Annotated in this window: 15 protein-coding genes; 11 read left to right on the top strand and 4 right to left on the bottom strand. The window is 63.7% G+C overall.

Annotated features, from left to right (window positions below; translation table 11 throughout):
* Positions 1 to 23 precede the first annotated feature (23 nt).
* From tsaE to ACTRWG_RS01635, 8 genes are all read left to right on the top strand, one after another.
* Complete coding sequence (tsaE, locus tag ACTRWG_RS01670) at positions 24 to 500, top strand: tRNA (adenosine(37)-N6)-threonylcarbamoyltransferase complex ATPase subunit type 1 TsaE (protein ID WP_027235898.1); 477 nt, start codon at positions 24 to 26, stop codon at positions 498 to 500.
* Positions 497 to 1495 (top strand): aminoglycoside phosphotransferase family protein, encoded by a 999-nt coding sequence (locus ACTRWG_RS01665; RefSeq protein WP_027235899.1) that lies wholly within the window; start codon positions 497 to 499, stop codon positions 1493 to 1495. Before tsaE ends, ACTRWG_RS01665 begins: the two co-directional genes overlap by 4 nt.
* Complete coding sequence (locus ACTRWG_RS01660) at positions 1495 to 2187, top strand: nucleotidyltransferase family protein (protein ID WP_245597364.1); 693 nt, start codon at positions 1495 to 1497, stop codon at positions 2185 to 2187. The genes ACTRWG_RS01665 and ACTRWG_RS01660 overlap by 1 nt, the downstream gene beginning before the upstream one ends.
* Entirely contained in the window at positions 2177 to 5110 is a 2934-nt protein-coding gene (gene addB / locus ACTRWG_RS01655; protein ID WP_027235901.1) for a double-strand break repair protein AddB, read from the top strand. The genes ACTRWG_RS01660 and addB overlap by 11 nt, the downstream gene beginning before the upstream one ends.
* Entirely contained in the window at positions 5107 to 8460 is a 3354-nt protein-coding gene (gene addA / locus ACTRWG_RS01650; protein ID WP_027235902.1) for a double-strand break repair helicase AddA, read from the top strand. Before addB ends, addA begins: the two co-directional genes overlap by 4 nt.
* 62 nt (positions 8461 to 8522) lie before the next feature.
* Entirely contained in the window at positions 8523 to 8843 is a 321-nt protein-coding gene (gene trxA, locus ACTRWG_RS01645) for a thioredoxin (protein ID WP_027235903.1), read from the top strand.
* Between the two features lie 155 nt (positions 8844 to 8998).
* Entirely contained in the window at positions 8999 to 9346 is a 348-nt protein-coding gene (locus ACTRWG_RS01640) for a Lin0512 family protein (protein WP_027235904.1), read from the top strand.
* Positions 9343 to 9714, top strand: a complete 372-nt coding sequence (locus tag ACTRWG_RS01635) for a Lin0512 family protein (protein WP_462828867.1) — start codon at positions 9343 to 9345, stop codon at positions 9712 to 9714. The genes ACTRWG_RS01640 and ACTRWG_RS01635 overlap by 4 nt, the downstream gene beginning before the upstream one ends.
* 51 nt (positions 9715 to 9765) lie before the next feature.
* Here the strand turns inward: ACTRWG_RS01635 and ACTRWG_RS01630 are convergent, their stop codons facing one another.
* Positions 9766 to 9957 (bottom strand): DUF1127 domain-containing protein, encoded by a 192-nt coding sequence (locus ACTRWG_RS01630; RefSeq protein WP_027235906.1) that lies wholly within the window; start codon positions 9955 to 9957, stop codon positions 9766 to 9768.
* Between the two features lie 221 nt (positions 9958 to 10178).
* On the opposite strand from ACTRWG_RS01630, the gene hslV reads away from it, so the two are divergent.
* From hslV to ACTRWG_RS01615, 3 genes are all read left to right on the top strand, one after another.
* The gene (gene hslV / locus ACTRWG_RS01625; protein ID WP_027235907.1) at positions 10179 to 10736 is read left to right on the top strand and encodes an ATP-dependent protease subunit HslV; all 558 of its coding nucleotides are present in this window, start codon (positions 10179 to 10181) and stop codon (positions 10734 to 10736) included.
* Positions 10737 to 10800: 64 nt separating this feature from the next.
* Complete coding sequence (hslU, locus tag ACTRWG_RS01620; RefSeq protein WP_027235908.1) at positions 10801 to 12111, top strand: ATP-dependent protease ATPase subunit HslU; 1311 nt, start codon at positions 10801 to 10803, stop codon at positions 12109 to 12111.
* Positions 12112 to 12190: 79 nt separating this feature from the next.
* On the top strand, positions 12191 to 13306 hold the full coding sequence (locus ACTRWG_RS01615) for an alpha/beta hydrolase (RefSeq protein WP_462828866.1): 1116 nt from the start codon (positions 12191 to 12193) through the stop codon (positions 13304 to 13306).
* An 11-nt stretch (positions 13307 to 13317) separates the two neighbouring features.
* Here the strand turns inward: ACTRWG_RS01615 and ACTRWG_RS01610 are convergent, their stop codons facing one another.
* The 3 genes from ACTRWG_RS01610 to ACTRWG_RS01600 are packed head-to-tail and all read right to left on the bottom strand — an operon-like array spanning position 13318 to position 15611.
* A complete protein-coding gene (locus ACTRWG_RS01610; protein WP_462828864.1) occupies positions 13318 to 13905 on the bottom strand; it encodes a Smr/MutS family protein in 588 nt (195 codons plus the stop codon).
* Complete coding sequence (gene mltA, locus ACTRWG_RS01605; RefSeq protein ID WP_027235911.1) at positions 13906 to 14958, bottom strand: murein transglycosylase A; 1053 nt, start codon at positions 14956 to 14958, stop codon at positions 13906 to 13908. It abuts the gene before it with no gap.
* Positions 14955 to 15611 (bottom strand): Tim44/TimA family putative adaptor protein, encoded by a 657-nt coding sequence (locus ACTRWG_RS01600; protein WP_462828863.1) that lies wholly within the window; start codon positions 15609 to 15611, stop codon positions 14955 to 14957. The genes mltA and ACTRWG_RS01600 overlap by 4 nt, the downstream gene beginning before the upstream one ends.
* Between the last annotated feature and the right edge of the window lie 38 nt (positions 15612 to 15649).

Below are 15649 nucleotides of genomic sequence, written 5' to 3'. Positions count from 1 at the left end.
GGCTGCGGCGGCATTGTACCGCCATGACCACCCATACTGCGGCCTGCACGCTGAACTCACCGGATGACACGGCCCGCTTGGCCGCTCAAATCGCCGGGGCCCTGCGCCCCGGCGATTGTCTGCTGCTGGAGGGTGTGATCGGCGCCGGCAAGACCCATTTCGCCCGCCACCTGATCCAATCGCTGATGGAAGTGCCCGAGGACGTGCCCTCCCCCACTTTCACATTGGTACAGACCTATGACGTGCCCGCCGGCGAGCTGTGGCACACTGACCTCTACCGGTTGTCCTCGCTGGACGAACTGGAGGAGCTGGGCCTGACCGAAGCGTTCGACTCCGCGATCTGCCTGGTAGAATGGCCGGACCGGCTGGCCGAACTGACGCCTGCTCATGCCCTGCATCTGACGCTGGTGCTGGACCCCGAACACGAAGACCGCCGCCATCTGACGCTCCGCTGGAGCGATCCGAAATGGCAGCCCCTGATGGAGCGCATCTGCGCATGACTGACCGCAAAACCCTTTGCGAAACTTTCCTGTCCGCAACGCCGTATGCCGCCTGGCAGCGCGGCCCGCTGGCCGACGACGCCTCCAACCGCCGTTATGAGCGGCTGACAGGTGCCGATGGCAAGACAGTGGTGCTGATGGACGCACCGCCGGAAAAGGGCGAGGACGTCCGCCCGTTCATCCACGTTGCCGGGTATCTGCGGGACCAGGGCCTTAGCGCTCCGGAGATCCTGGCTCAGGATATTGAACACGGCTTTCTGCTACTGGAGGATCTGGGCGACGATCTCTATGCCCGGGTCATCCTGCGGGAACCAGCGCTGGAAATGGAGCTGTACGAAGCGGCAACCGATGCGCTGGCGGCGCTGCACCAGGCGCCGATGCCGGATCTGGAGCCGTACGGCCCGCGGATCATGGCGGAGATGTCCGGGCTGGCGCTGTCGAAATACCGTGCCGGTATCCTCGGCAGCCAGGATCCGGATCTGCAGGCCCGGTTCGAGGATCTGTTCGAAGACATCCTGCGCGGGACCGTCAAGGGCGACCCGGTGCTGGTGCAGCGCGATTATCACGCCGAAAACCTTCTTTGGCTGCCAGACCGCGAGGGCGTTGCCCGCGTCGGCCTCTTGGATTTCCAGGACGCCCGCGCAGGCCATCCAGCCTATGATCTGGTGTCGCTGCTGCAGGATGCCCGCCGCGACGTGCCCGCCGGCATCGAAATGCAGATGATCGACCGCTATATCGCAGCCTCTGGCGCAGATGAAACCGGCTTCCGCACCGCCTATACTGTGCTCGGCGTGCAGCGGAATATGCGTATTCTCGGCGTCTTCGCCCGGCTCAGCATGGATTACGGAAAACCCCATTACGTGGACCTGATCCCGCGGGTTTGGGACCATTTCATGCACGGGCTGGAACACCCTGCGCTGGCCCCGATCGGAGACCTGCTGCGCGAGAACCTGCCGGCCCCGACCCCGGAAAACCTGGATAAGCTGAGGCCCTGATGCAGCGCTCCCCCGATGCCGTCATGCTGTTTGCCGCAGGTTTTGGCACCCGCATGCGGGAGCTGACGCGCGACAAGCCAAAACCAATGATCGAGGTGGCGGGCCGGCCGCTGATCGCCCATGCGCTGGAGCTTGTGCGCGAAGCAGGCCCAGCACGCATAGCGGCTAACCTGCACTACAAGCCAGAGCCTTTGAAGGCCTTGTTAGAGCCTGAAAAGGTGCTTCTTAGCCATGAGACACCAGACATTCTCGACACCGGCGGCGGGCTGCGAAAAGCCTTGCCGCTTCTTGGGGACAGCCCGGTCTTCACCATGAACACCGACGCCATCTGGAAGGGCCCGAACCCGCTGCAGATGGCGCAGGATGCCTGGGATCCAAAGCGCATGGATGCGCTGCTGGTCTGCGTGCCGCTGAACCGTGCCGTTGGCCGCACCGGCGGCGGTGATTTCTCGGCAGATGCCGAGGGGCGCATACGCCGCGGCGGCGATCTGGTCTATGGCGGGGTTCAGATCCTGAAAACGGAGGGTCTGCATCAGGTTGAAGACAGGGTTTTCTCCCTGAACGTTCTCTGGAACCAGATGGCGGCAGACGGCCGGCTGTTTGCGCTGGAATATCCCGGCCGCTGGTGCGATGTGGGCCACCCCGAAGGGATCACACTGGCCGAGGATCTGATAGCCGCAGATGATGTTTGAACCATCCACCAAACCGCGCCTGTTTGCCGTGCCCTGCGGCGCCGATTTCCCGCGAGCGCTGGTCGAGGGCTTGCGCAGCCGCAGCCAGGACCTGCCGCCGGAGGCACTGGCGCGGGCCGAACTGATCGTCAACACCTCCCGCATGGCGCGCCGGGTGCGCAGCCTGTTTGACGCAGGCCCAGCCATGCTGCTGCCGCGGATGCTGCTGCTGACCGATCTGGCCCAGCGCGCCACGCTGGACGGCCTGCCGCCGGCCCTGCCCCCTTTGCGGCGCCGGCTGGAACTGTCGCAGCTGATTGCGAAACTGCTGGACGCCCAGCCCGACCTCGCCTCCCGCGCCTCGCTCTATGATCTGTCCGACAGCCTGGCTGCGCTGATTGACGAGATGCAGGGCGAAGGCGTCAGCACCGATACGATCCGCACGCTGGATGTGTCTGACATGTCGGGCCATTGGGCCCGCGCGCAGGCCTTTATCGGAATCGCGGATGAATTCACCGGCCTGCATGAGGGCGCGATGGATGCTCAGGCCCGGCAGCGCCAGGTGGTGCTGAACTTGATCGAACAATGGCAAGACAGCCCGCCGCAGCATCCGGTGATCCTGGCCGGCTCCACCGGCTCGCGCGGCACGACGCTGATGCTGATGCAGGCCATCGCGCGGCTGCCGCAAGGGGCTGTGGTGCTGCCCGGCTTCGACTTTGATCAGCCGGAGCATGTCTGGAGCGGGCTGGATGATCCGCTGATCTCGGAGGATCACCCGCAGTACCGGTTCCACAAGCTGATGAAGGATCTGGAGCTGTCACCGGGCGACGTGCAGCCCTGGACAGACACCCCGCCGGTCTCGCCCGAGCGCAACCGGCTGGTCTCGCTGGCGTTGCGCCCTGCCCCGGTCACCGATGCCTGGATGAACGAAGGCCCGCTGCTGACCGGTTTGGACAGGGCCACCGAAAACCTCACCCTTGTCGAGGCCCCCAGCCCCCGCGCCGAGGCGCTGGCCATCGCGCTGCGGCTACGGCAGGCGGCAGAGGACGGGCAGACCGCGGCGCTGATCACCCCGGACCGGATGCTGACCCGCCAGGTTTCTGCCGCGCTCGACCGCTGGGACATCCTGCCCGATGACTCGGCCGGCCAGCCCTTGCAGCTGTCGCCGCCGGGCCGGTTCCTGCGCCATGTGGCGGGGCTGTTCTGCAAACCGCTGGCCTGCGACAGCCTGCTGACCTTGCTGAAACACCCGCTTACCCATGACGGCGCGGATCGCGGCGACCATCTGCGCCAGACGCGCGAGCTGGAGCTGTCCCTGCGCCGCAATGGCCCGCCCTTCCCGGATGCCGCGGCCTTTGCCGGTTTTGAAAACGGCCGTGACCTGACGCCCGGCTGGACCGCATGGCTGTCAGCTTGTTTTGCGGATCAGGAGATCGCCGGCACCCTGCCCCTGACGGATTGGGTGGAGCGGCTGCGCGGTCTGGCCGAACGCATTGCCGCCGGCAGCCAGGCCGAGGGCGCTGGCACCCTGTGGCACAAGAAGGCCGGCCAGGCCGCCCTTGCCTGCATCGAAAATCTGGAAGCTGAGGCACCGTATGGCGGTGAAATGTCCGCCCGCGACTTCGCTGACTTGCTGGGCGCGCTGCTGAGCCAGGGTGAGGTGCGCGACCGCGATGCGCCTTACGGATCGATCATGATCTGGGGCACATTGGAAGCGCGTGTGCAAGGAGCCGATCTGGTGATCCTTGGCGGCCTGAACGAAGGCAGCTGGCCCGAAGCCGCCAGTCCCGACCCCTGGCTGAACCGCCAGCTGCGCAATCAGGCGGGGCTTCTGCTGCCCGAACGGCGCATCGGCCTGTCGGCGCATGATTTTCAGCAGGCCATCGCCGCGCCAGAGGTCTGGCTGACCCGCGCCGAACGCTCGGAAGAAGCCGACACCGTACCCTCGCGCTGGCTGAACCGGCTGACCAACCTGCTGTCCGGCCTGCCGGACCAGGGCGGCCGTGCGTCCCTGGAAACGATGCGGGCCAAAGGCCGCCAGTGGCTCGGCTGGGCGGAAGCGCTGGAGGAACCGACGCCGCTTCCGCAATACCCCCGCCCGTCCCCGTGCCCGCCGGTGGCGGCCCGCCCGCGGCGGCTGACGATCACCGAAATTCCGCGTCTGATCCGCGATCCTTATGCGATCTACGCCAAACATGTCCTGCGGCTCAAACCGCTTAACCCGCTGGTGCAGGAACCCGACGCCCTGCTGCGCGGGATCGTGGTGCATGAGGTTTTTGAGCATTTCATCAAGGAAGCCCAAGCAGACCCTTCGCTGCTGACCACCAGTCATCTGATCGGAAAAACCCGCGAGTTGCTGGAAATCCACGTGCCTTGGCCAGTCGCCCGCATCCTGTGGCACAGCCGCATCCGCAAGATTGCCGGCGACTTCGTCCTGGCCGAGCAAGAGCGCCAGGCCCGAGCCAAACCAGTTGCTTTCGAAGCCAAGGGCAGCGCCCGGCTGGATCCGCTGGACTTCACCATCGCCTGCCGCGCCGACCGGATCGACATGGACGACCGCGGCTTTCTGCATCTCTACGACTATAAAACGGGCACGCCGCCCAGCGAGACGCAGCAGAAGAAGTTTGAAAAACAGCTGCTGATCGAGGCTGCCATGGCCGAAGAAGGCGCCTTTGACGACCTCGGCGCGGCGGAAGTGGCGCGCGCTATGTTCATAGGATTGGGCAGCAAGTTGAGCGAAGTGCGCGCACCGCTGGAGGACGAGCCGCCCGCCAAAATCTGGGATGAGCTGCGCACGCTGATCGGAGCCTACTTCGAGCCTGATCAAGGCTATTCCAGCCGGCGCATGGTGCACCGCGACGACATCGCCGGCGACTATGACCACCTCGCACGCTACGGCGAATGGGACCGCAGCGCCACACCTCAGCAGGAGGATCTGGCATGACTATCCGCGACGCCGCCTCTGAGGCGCAATTCCGCGCCGCGCGCCCCGACGCCTCTACCTGGCTGGCGGCAAATGCAGGCTCGGGGAAGACGAAGGTGCTGACGGACAGGGTGGCGCGGCTGTTGCTGAAAGGCGTGCAGCCGCAGCACATCCTGTGCCTCACCTACACCAAGGCCGCCGCCAGCGAGATGCAGAACCGGCTGTTCAAACGGCTGGGGGAATGGGCGATGCTGGGCGATCCCGCGCTGATCGCTGCACTGACCGAGCTGGGGGAGGTCAGCACAGCAGCCGAGGATCTGGCCCAAGCGCGCACCCTGTTTGCCCGCGCTATCGAGACACCGGGCGGACTGAAGATCCAGACCATCCATTCGTTCTGTTCCTCGCTTCTGCGAAGGTTTCCGCTGGAGGCCGGCGTCAGCCCGCAATTCTCCGAGATGGACGACCGCGCGGGCCAACTGCTGCGGGCGGAGATCATGGAGGACTTTGCCCAAGGGGGCGAGGCGCCGCTGGTCGATGCCCTGGCGCGCCATGTAAGCGATAGTGATTTTGAGACGCTCACCGCCGCCATTTGCCAACGCCGCGCTGATTTCGGCGAGCCGCTGGACTGGAACGGACTGCTGGAGCTGTTCGGGCTGCCTGAGGGATTTGACGAGACCGCGCTAGAGGCACTGGTGTTCCTCGGCGGCGAGGAAGAGCTGCTGCAGCGCACCCGCGAGATGCTGGGGCAGGGCGGTTCGACCGACCAGAAGGCCGCGGCAAAGCTGGCTGGCATCACCAAGCCCGCGCTTGCGGACTTAGGCACATTGGAAAGCGTGTTTCTGACTGGCGCCAGCGCCAAGGAGCCTTTCACCGCAAAAATCGACAAGTTCCCGACCAAGAAGCTGCGCGAATCCCATCTGTCCCTGATGGATCAGCTGGAACCGCTAATGCGGCGGGTCGAGGATGCCAGGGCGAAACGCCTGGCACTGACAGCAGCGCGCAAGAGCCACTGTCTGCACCGCTTTGCCGCGGCCTTCCTGCCGGAATATGAGCGCCGCAAGCAGCTGCGCGGCTGGCTCGACTTTGACGACCTGATACTGAAGGCGCGCCAGCTGCTGAACGATCCGGGTGTTGCCGCCTGGGTGCTGTACCGTCTGGACGGCGGCATCGACCACATCCTGGTGGACGAGGCGCAGGACACCAGCCCGGTTCAATGGGACGTGATCGAGAAGCTGGCACAGGAATTCACTGCCGGCGAGGGTGCGCGCTCGGACGTGGAGCGCACGATCTTTGTGGTCGGCGACAAGAAACAGTCGATCTATTCTTTCCAGGGCGCCGACCCGGACGCATTCGACCGGATGCAGCAGGAGTTCGGCAACCGGCTGGCGGAAACCGGGGCAGGGTTGCAGGATGCCTCGCTCAATTTTTCTTTCCGCTCGTCCGCCGCTATCCTGAAACTCGTGGACCTGGTGTTTCGCGACAGTCCCCGCGCAGGTTTCCGCAAGGAGGCGCTGCACCGCGCCTTCAAATCCGACCTGCCGGGCCGGGTGGACCTGTGGCCGGTCGTCGGCAAGGTCGAGGATGACGAGGACCCCGACTGGACCAGCCCGGTCGACCGTCCCAGTAGCCGTCACCACACGGTGATCCTGGCCGAGCGCATCGCGCGCTCAATCAAGCAGATGATCGACTCTGGCGTCACGATCCCCGAAGACGGCCCTGAACGCGGCACCTTCCAGCGCCGACCGGTGCAGGCTGGCGATTTCCTGATCCTGGTGCAGCGCCGCTCTGACCTGTTCTCGGAGATCATCCGCGCCTGCAAGAAGGTCGAACTGCCCATCGCCGGCGCCGACCGGCTCAAGGTAGGGGCCGAACTGGCGGTCAAGGACATTGCCGCGCTGCTGCGGTTCCTAGCGTTGCCGGAAGACTCTCTATCGCTGGCCGAGGCTCTGAAATCACCGCTGTTTGGCTGGACGGAGCAGGCGTTGTTCGACCTCGCGCACCGGCGGGAGGCGATGTACCTGTGGCCGGCGCTGCGCGAGCGGGCAGGGGAGTTCCCTGAAACAATGGCGGTGCTGAATGACCTGCGCGCCAATGCCGATTTTCTGCGCCCCTATGACCTGATCGAACGCATTCTGACCCGCCACGGCGGCCGTCAGAAACTGCTGGGCCGGCTGGGGCCGGAGGCTGAGGACGGCATCAACGCGCTGCTGTCTCAGGCGCTGGCCTATGAGCGCACCGATGTGCCCAGCCTCACAGGTTTCCTGGTCTGGATGCAAACCGATGACCTTGAGATTAAGCGCCAGATGGGGGCGGCGGGAGACATGATCCGGGTGATGTCGGTGCATGGCTCCAAGGGGCTGGAGGCGCCGATCGTGATCCTGCCGGACACCGCGAAACGGCAGGCACCGCGGGATGCGGAAATCATGCTGGCTGATGGCACACCGGTCTGGAAACTGGCCAAGGATCAAATGCCAAATGCAATGCTGGCGGCCCGCGAAGCCGCACAGGAGAAACTGCAGAATGAACGGCTGCGCCTGTTGTATGTGGCTCTGACCCGGGCGGAAAAATGGCTGATTGTCGCTGCTGCCGGCGAGGTGGGCGAGCAGGGCGACAGCTGGTACCGGCTTACGGAACGCGCCATGCGCGACGGCGGCGCAGTGGAATTCGACGCGGAAGGTGGCACCGGCCTCCGGCTGCAGCATGGTGATTGGGACGGCCTGCCGCTGGTCGCGCCGACCATTCATGAAGCTGAAAAACACACGTTGCCCGAAGTCTTCACGCGCCCGGCCACACCTTATGCAGCGCCGGCCCAGGCGCTCAGCCCATCCGACTTGGGCGGAGCCAAGGCCTTGCCCGGCGATCAAGGGCTAGATGAGGAGGCCGCCAAGGCCCGCGGCAGCCGGCTGCACCTGCTTTTGGAGCATCTGCCGGGACGAGCGGAAGCAGACTGGCCGAAACTGGCACAGAACCTGCTGCAAGGAGCCGGCGACTGTGCGGAACTGCTGACCGAGGCCTCCGCGGTTCTGAACAATGCTGCCCTGGCAGATGTGTTTAACCCGGATACGCTGGCCGAGGTCGCTGTCACCGCTGACCTGAACGGCGCCCGCCTGCATGGCGTCATCGACCGGCTGATCATTACCCCGGAAAATGTCCTGGCGGTGGATTTCAAATCCAATGCCACCGTGCCGGCAGCGCCTGAACAATGCCCCGAGGGCCTGCTGCGGCAGATGGGGGCCTATGCCCATGCGCTGGCTCTGATCTATCCGGGCCGAACCGTTGAGACCGCACTGCTCTGGACCCGGACTGCAACCCTGATGCCGCTGCCGCACGACCTTGTGACTGCGGCATTGAAGCGGCAGTTGGAACCTTGACGATCGGTTAAGCCGTACCTAGGTTCCGACTCCAGTTGCCACACACTCATGGAGACATGCATATGTCCACCGTTGCCGTCACCGACGCCACTTTTGACGCCGAAGTCAAGAACTCCGACATCCCCGTTGTGGTGGATTTCTGGGCTGAGTGGTGCGGTCCCTGTAAGCAGATTGGCCCGGCTCTGGAAGAGCTGGCCGCGGAATTCGACGGCAAGGTCAAGATTGCCAAGGTCGATGTAGACAGCAACCCGAACGCCGCCGCTGCCATGGGCGTGCGCGGCATCCCGGCGCTGTTCATCTTCAAGGACGGCCAGGTGATTTCCAACCGCGCCGGCGCCGCCCCCAAGGCTGCGCTGCAGAGCTGGATCGAAGAGTCGATCTAAGCCTGATCCATTTACCGGATTTCATAGGGCTGTCCCCGCGGGGGCAGCTCTTTTTTGTCTGGCAAGTTCTGGTGCTGCGGAACGGGTCAAACTGGCTCTTCCCTTGGCCCGGCCACCCTGCAAGTGTCCCTCCCGGAACAGGTACAGGAGGCGATATGGCCAAGACACGGGTCCTGGTGGAATTCGGCATGGGCACATCGCTCAGGCGCGAGGACTACACCGAAGCCGCCCGGCGCGCCATCACGGACGCGCTGTGGCACAATTCCGTCAACATGGCGGAACTGTTTGATTTCTCAAAAGAAGACATGATTATCGAAGCCGAAATCGGCGTGCAGCAGCCGGACGCTGTGGATAAGGAGCTACTCCTGGAAATCTTTCCCTACGGCCAGCCCAGCATCCGCGTCGTGAAAGGCGGGCTCGACATTGAAAAGCCCCACGGCGGGCGCACAGTGATCGCCAATGCAGCGGTGGTCGTGTCATTTGACATGGAGGCCGCGGAATGAGCGAAAAGCGCATCATCCTTGAAATGGGCACGGGTAACGACCTTTATGGCCAGGACTACACCAAGGCGGCCCGCCGCGCGGTGCAGGATGCGCTGCACCATTCCTCGATCACACTGTTTTCCAAGCTGAGACTCGATCACAGCGAAATGCGGGTGGAAGTGACCATCGGCGTGCAGCAGCCGGAGGCGGTGGATTGCAACCTTGTGGCCCAGGACCTGCCGCGCGGCCGGGCCAGCGTGCAGGCCGTGAAGGGCGGTCTGGATGTGGAGGATGCCGAAGAGGGCACCCGTCATGTAATCGCCACCGCGGCGGTCGAAGCCTGGCTGCCGGACCAGGCCGGAAAATACAAAACCAGCACCCCGGAATGAACAAAGCCGCCCGTGCAGGGCGGCTCATTCAAGGTTCTTGATCATCAAAGATCAGAGCTTGGTGATGTCGGAACGGTCCAGACCGATATCTTCAAGCTGGGCATCGGTCAGCTGTGCCAGAACCTTGCGGGTTTCGCGGGCCTCATACCATTCCACAATGGTGTTTTTGACATTGGCCACTGCGTCGACCACGCGGAGAACGGTGACTGCTCCGAGCGGCGCATGAATATTTGCGGTCGTCATTTGCGCATATCCTTCTGAGAAACAGCCGACCCTGTGCCGGTTGTGAGGCTGATTTAGGGTGTGGTGCCGAGACTCACAATTGCCGGTTCATCAGCCCCGATTTGCAATTGCTGCATAGCAGCGAATTGCCAAGCAGGTGCTGCATGACGGCGGAAGTCGGCCGCTCTCTTGTGCCGGCGGGGGGATGGTTCCATATAGGGGGCAACCAAACGGAGGCATAAATGGCAGACGATCAATTCCCCGGCTGGCACGGCACCACCATCATCGGTGTCAAGAAGGGTGGCCAGGTTGTCATCGCCGGCGACGGCCAGGTGTCGCTGGGGCAAACGGTGATTAAGGGAACGGCCCGCAAGGTGCGCCGCCTGTCGCCCGGCGGGTTTGACGTGGTGGCAGGCTTTGCCGGATCGACCGCTGACGCCTTTACCCTGCTGGAACGGCTGGAGACCAAACTGGAAGCCACCCCCGGCCAGCTGGCGCGGGCCAGCGTGGAACTGGCCAAGGACTGGCGCACCGACAAGTACCTGCAGAAACTGGAGGCGATGCTGATCGTCACCGACGGCAGGGACATGTTCGTGATCACCGGCGCCGGCGACGTGCTGGAGCCTGAACATGACGTGGCGGCCATCGGCTCGGGCGGCAATTTTGCCCTGGCAGCTGCCCGCGGCATGATGGACAGCGGCCGATCCGCCGAAGACGTGGCGCGGGACGCCATGGCCATCGCCGCCGACATCTGCGTCTACACAAATGGAAACCTGACCGTCGAAACCATCGGCGGCTAAGAATTTCGAAAAAATTCTTAGCAAAACTTTTCGCTGAAAGTTTTGTCCCCGGGAAAGGACTGACATGACCGATCTGACCCCCCGCGAAATCGTCTCGGAACTGGACCGCTTCATCATCGGCCAAAAAGAGGCCAAGCGTGCCGTGGCAGTAGCCCTGCGCAGCCGCTGGCGGCGCAAACAGCTCGCAGACGATCTGCGCGACGAGGTATATCCGAAGAACATCCTGATGATCGGCCCCACCGGGGTCGGCAAGACCGAGATCTCCCGCCGCCTGGCTAAACTGGCCCGCGCGCCTTTTATCAAGGTGGAAGCCACCAAATTCACCGAGGTCGGTTATGTCGGCCGGGACGTGGAGCAGATCATCCGTGATCTGGTTGACAGCGCTATTGCGCAGACCCGCGAGTACATGCGCGAAGACGTGAAAGCGAACGCACACAAAGCCGCCGAGGAGCGGGTCTTGGAAGCCATCGCCGGCACCGATGCGCGCGAAGCCACCCGCGAGATGTTCCGCAAGAAGCTGAAGGCGGGAGAGCTGGACAATACCGTGATCGAACTGGATGTGGCCGACACCTCCAACCCGATGGGCATGTTTGAAATTCCCGGCCAGCCTGGCGGCGGCAATATGGGCATGCTGAACCTTGGAGATTTGTTCGGCAAGGCGATGAGCGGGCGCACCACCCGCAAGAAGCTGACTGTCGCCGAGAGCTATGAAGTGCTGATCGGCGAGGAGGCCGACAAACTGCTGGATGACGAGACCGTCACCCGCACCGCACTGGAGTCGGTGGAGCAGAACGGCATCGTTTTCCTGGATGAGATCGACAAGGTCTGCGCCCGTCAGGAGACACGCGGCGGCGATGTCAGCCGCGAAGGCGTTCAGCGCGACCTGCTGCCGCTGATTGAGGGCACCACCGTCAGCACCAAGCACGGCCCGGTGAAGACCGACCACATCCTGTTCATCGCCTCGGGTGCCTTCCACATTGCCAAGCCGTCGGACCTGCTGCCGGAACTGCAGGGCCGCCTGCCGATCCGGGTGAACCTGCGGGCGCTGACAGAAGAAGACTTTGTGCGGATCCTGACCGAGACCGACAACGCGCTGACCCGCCAGTACACTGCGCTGATGGGCACCGAAGAGGTTGAGGTCACCTTTACCAAAGACGGGATCGCGGCCTTGGCCAAGATCGCTGCCGAGGTTAACCAGACGGTGGAAAACATCGGTGCGCGTCGGCTTTACACGGTAATGGAGCGGGTGTTCGAGGAGCTGTCCTTTACCGCGCCAGACCGCTCGGGCGAAGCTGTGACCGTGGACGCAGCCTTTGTGACGAAGAACCTGGGCGAGCTTGGCCGCTCATCCGACCTCAGCCGTTACGTGTTGTAAACCGCCAATGCGGATTGCAGGCGCTGGACATCGGCGGCAGGTGCAGTAGCCTGCCGCTAGGTCATCAAGGTGGGACAATATGCTAAGGCTGCGCCTGATTTGCGGTGTGATGCTGGTACTTTTGACAGCTTGCACTGACAGGTCTTATTCCCCCACCTTTCCCGCGGCCTTGAACGTGGGCACCCCCAAGACCGTATTCGCCGCCACCAACCGCGACCAGCTGCCGGATGGTACCTTTGGCGCGGAGCGGGCAGAGGGGTACAGCCTGCTTGAACTTACCGTTTCAATTCCGCCGGAGCATACTCCCGGTTCATTGAAATTCGGCTACCGGAACCCGGATCCCGTCACTGAGTTCACCATGGCGGGACGGAAGAAATTCGAAAGCGACGCCGCATTCGGCACACGGCTGCAGCAGGAACTGGCCAAGTTCCCGCCAAAGGAGCGCGACATTACCGTGTTTGTGCATGGCTTCAACTCTACCCAGGCCGAGACTGCATTCCGGGCGGCTCAGCTGACCCATGACATCGACGTTCCCGGCGCCACGGTGATCTATTCCTGGCCCAGCAAGGGCCGGCCGCTTGGCTATGCCTATGACGGCGACAGCGTCCTGTTTGCCCGCGACGGACTGGAACAGTTGCTGCGAAAGCTGCGTGTCGCCGGTGCGGGCCGGGTGGTGGTTGTCGCGCATTCCATGGGCGGGCTTCTGACCATGGAGACATTGCGCCAGATTGAAATCCAGACACCGGGGTGGACCTCCAGAAACCTGGGCGGCGTGGTGCTGATGTCGCCGGATCTGGATATTGATGTGTTCAAAACCCAGATGCGCCGGTTCCGCACGGTACCGCAGCCGTTTCTCATCTTTGTTTCCCGCAAGGACAACGTGCTTACGCTGTCGCAGCGCCTGCGCGGGCTGGACGGGCGCGAGCGGCTTGGCAATCTGGATAATATTGAGGAGCTCAGCAGCCTGCCGGTGGAAATCATCGACACCACCGCCTTTGCGGACGAGGCGGAGTCACAGCATTTTGTGACAGCCACCTCGCCGGCGCTGCTGGCCCTGCTGAACGGCGCACGGGAAACCGCGGATACGTTTGCCGACGACCCTGAGCGTTTGCAGGCCATTCTGCCGGGGCAGATCGTTATTCGGGAGAATGCCGTCAAAGTGGCCCTGACAGGCAGGCCCGCGGACAACAAGTAATGGGCCAGTCCTCAGCGGTTGCGCCGCAAGTAGACGTAATAGGCGCCCTCGCCGCCATGGCTGATGTGCGCCGGCGTGATCTGCAGCACCGCTTGCGCCAAGGGCGGGAGCGCCAGCCATTGCGGCACCTTGTGGCGCAGCACCCCGCGCGGCACAGGCATCGGCCCAGGCGCGTCGCGATCCTTGCCTTTGCCGGTCACCACCAGCACCAGCCGCTTGCCGGACGCCTGAGCCGACAGGATGAACCGGGTCAGGGCAGGGTGCGCCGTGTCGATGCGCATCCCGTGCAGGTCCAGCTTGCCCTCCGGCTTCAGCTTGCCGCGCTTCATGCGGCGGAAAGCTTTTTCATCCATTTGCAGCGGGTCACTGGCCAGGCTGCGGGCAATCGAAGGTTTCAGATCGTGCTTCACCGGCTTGGGTTTGGCCCGGCTGCCGACCTCGAACGGGTCCAGGCGGGGTTCGGGCTGCTTGACCGGTTTGGGTTTCGGCATTGGGTGGGCAGGCGGCGACGAATGGGTGCCCGGATGCAAACGCTCCGTGTGCTTTACGACCTTGTGCCAGAGGTCGATCTCATCGCCTGTCAGTTTTCGCCGTGTCATTCAAAGGTCTTCCGGCAGCATCGCATAGGCCCGCTGGATTGGCAGCAGCACTACCATCCGGCCCGGGTCTTTCATCGTGCCGGCGGTCTCGCCGGCCTTGTCGCCGGTGCCGACAAAGATGTCAGCCCGCTGAGCGCCCTTGATGGCAGAGCCGGTGTCCTGCGCCACCATCAGCCGGCGCAGTGGCATGTGGCCGTCCTTTTCCACCCAGACCGGCGCGCCCAGCGGGGTATAGGCTGGGTCGGCGGCAATTGTGCGCATCGGAGTGACTGAGCGGTTCATGGCGCCAAGCGGCCCCTTGGAGGCCGCCACTTTGCGCACCTCGCGGAAAAACACATATGACGGGTTGTGAAACAGAAGTTCCTTGCCATCCGCGGGATTGCGCCGGACCCAGGACTTGATCACCTGTGCGCTGACCTGATGGGCGTTATAGACGCCGCGGCGCACCAGCTCTTTACCGATGGATTTATACGGGTGTCCGTTGGCGCCACCATAACCGACGCGGATCATGGAACCATCCGGCAGGCGGATCCGGCCGGAGCCCTGGATCTGCAGAAAGAAAAGCTCCACCGGGTCGTCCACCCAGGCGATTTCCAGCCCGCGGCCCTGCATCACATCACCGGAGAGGATATCGCGGCGGGGCAGCCAAAGACTGGTGCGGCGGGCCTCCGGCGGCATCTTGTAGACCGGATAGCGGAAGCGGCTGGTCTGATACCGGGAGCCATTCAATTCCGGCTCAAAGTAGCCGGTGAACAGGGCAGGGTTTCCATCCTCGATCAGCACAGGGCGGAAGAACAGCTCAAAGAAGGCGCGGGCGCCTTCAGGCGGCTGCGACTGGGCGGCCTTGCACAAGGCAGCCCAGTCCGGATCCCTGAGGTCTCTGCACGTCCCTAGAAATACCTGCAGCGCCTGCGCGTGATCGTCCTGCGCCCAGCCATCGAGCTGCCCAAAGTCCAGAATGCTGGACACGGTCTCGGAGTGCGCCCCGGAGGCGGTCATCGCGGCACCTGCAATCGCAGCTGCCCCAAGTGCCCCCCGAAGCGCCGCAATCATGCGTCCGTCGCAACCAGCTGCCAGTTGGGGTCGTCACTGCCCATGTTGCGGGCAAAGACCCAAGTGTCCTTCTGGCGCTTGATCGCCTTGGGGTCGCCCTCGACGATGTCGCCGCCGCGATCGCGTACCACCGAGGTCATCTCGCCGACAAAGCGCATGGTGATTTCAGCGCGGCCGCTCTGCGGGTCGAACTGCGCGTCCTGCAGGGTGGTTTCCCGGACGCCGATGAAGTCGGCCTCGATCTTGTAGCCCTTGTCCTCGCGCTGCGCGACGGCATCCACGAAGCTGTCGAAGACATCTTCCGCCAGGAACGGCTGGATGTCGTCCAGATTGCCATGCTCGAAGCCCATCAGGATCATTTCATAGGCGCCGCGCGCGCCTTGCACGAATTCCTGAACCTGGAACGAGGGTTCAGCCCGCTTCATTGCCGCCAGCGCCTGGGCCTGCTGGCTGCCTTCCGCCACATAATCGGTGATGTCGCGGTCCGGGCCGCCCTCGATCACCTCCAGATCCGGGCGGCGGCCCCGGGCTTCGGATTGCGGCAGCGGCGGCTTTTCAAAGCCTTCGCGTGTTCCCAGAACGCTTTTTAAGCGCAGGATCAGAAACACAGCAATACCGGCCAGAACCAAAAGCTGAATCACAGGCGACTCCATGGATACCTCATGCTAGGCGTTCGTGCTTTGTTTGAAAC

The sequence above is a fragment of the Leisingera sp. G5_S3_59_S7 genome, assembly GCF_054968485.1.
The sequence above is the reverse complement of the archived record's forward strand: the minus strand, read 5'-3'. Positions and strand labels throughout refer to the sequence as shown.

What these genes read in the sequence shown, in the direction of transcription:
- tsaE (WP_027235898.1), top strand. Translation starts at nt 24, where the DNA reads ATGACCACCCATACTGCGGCCTGCACGCTGAACTCACCGGATGACACG.
- ACTRWG_RS01665 (WP_027235899.1), top strand. Translation starts at nt 497, where the DNA reads ATGACTGACCGCAAAACCCTTTGCGAAACTTTCCTGTCCGCAACGCCG.
- ACTRWG_RS01660 (WP_245597364.1), top strand. Translation starts at nt 1,495, where the DNA reads ATGCAGCGCTCCCCCGATGCCGTCATGCTGTTTGCCGCAGGTTTTGGC.
- addB (WP_027235901.1), top strand. Translation starts at nt 2,177, where the DNA reads ATGATGTTTGAACCATCCACCAAACCGCGCCTGTTTGCCGTGCCCTGC.
- addA (WP_027235902.1), top strand. Translation starts at nt 5,107, where the DNA reads ATGACTATCCGCGACGCCGCCTCTGAGGCGCAATTCCGCGCCGCGCGC.
- trxA (WP_027235903.1), top strand. Translation starts at nt 8,523, where the DNA reads ATGTCCACCGTTGCCGTCACCGACGCCACTTTTGACGCCGAAGTCAAG.
- ACTRWG_RS01640 (WP_027235904.1), top strand. Translation starts at nt 8,999, where the DNA reads ATGGCCAAGACACGGGTCCTGGTGGAATTCGGCATGGGCACATCGCTC.
- ACTRWG_RS01635 (WP_462828867.1), top strand. Translation starts at nt 9,343, where the DNA reads ATGAGCGAAAAGCGCATCATCCTTGAAATGGGCACGGGTAACGACCTT.
- ACTRWG_RS01630 (WP_027235906.1), bottom strand. Translation starts at nt 9,957, where the DNA reads ATGACGACCGCAAATATTCATGCGCCGCTCGGAGCAGTCACCGTTCTC.
- hslV (WP_027235907.1), top strand. Translation starts at nt 10,179, where the DNA reads ATGGCAGACGATCAATTCCCCGGCTGGCACGGCACCACCATCATCGGT.
- hslU (WP_027235908.1), top strand. Translation starts at nt 10,801, where the DNA reads ATGACCGATCTGACCCCCCGCGAAATCGTCTCGGAACTGGACCGCTTC.
- ACTRWG_RS01615 (WP_462828866.1), top strand. Translation starts at nt 12,191, where the DNA reads ATGCTAAGGCTGCGCCTGATTTGCGGTGTGATGCTGGTACTTTTGACA.
- ACTRWG_RS01610 (WP_462828864.1), bottom strand. Translation starts at nt 13,905, where the DNA reads ATGACACGGCGAAAACTGACAGGCGATGAGATCGACCTCTGGCACAAG.
- mltA (WP_027235911.1), bottom strand. Translation starts at nt 14,958, where the DNA reads ATGATTGCGGCGCTTCGGGGGGCACTTGGGGCAGCTGCGATTGCAGGT.
- ACTRWG_RS01600 (WP_462828863.1), bottom strand. Translation starts at nt 15,611, where the DNA reads ATGGAGTCGCCTGTGATTCAGCTTTTGGTTCTGGCCGGTATTGCTGTG.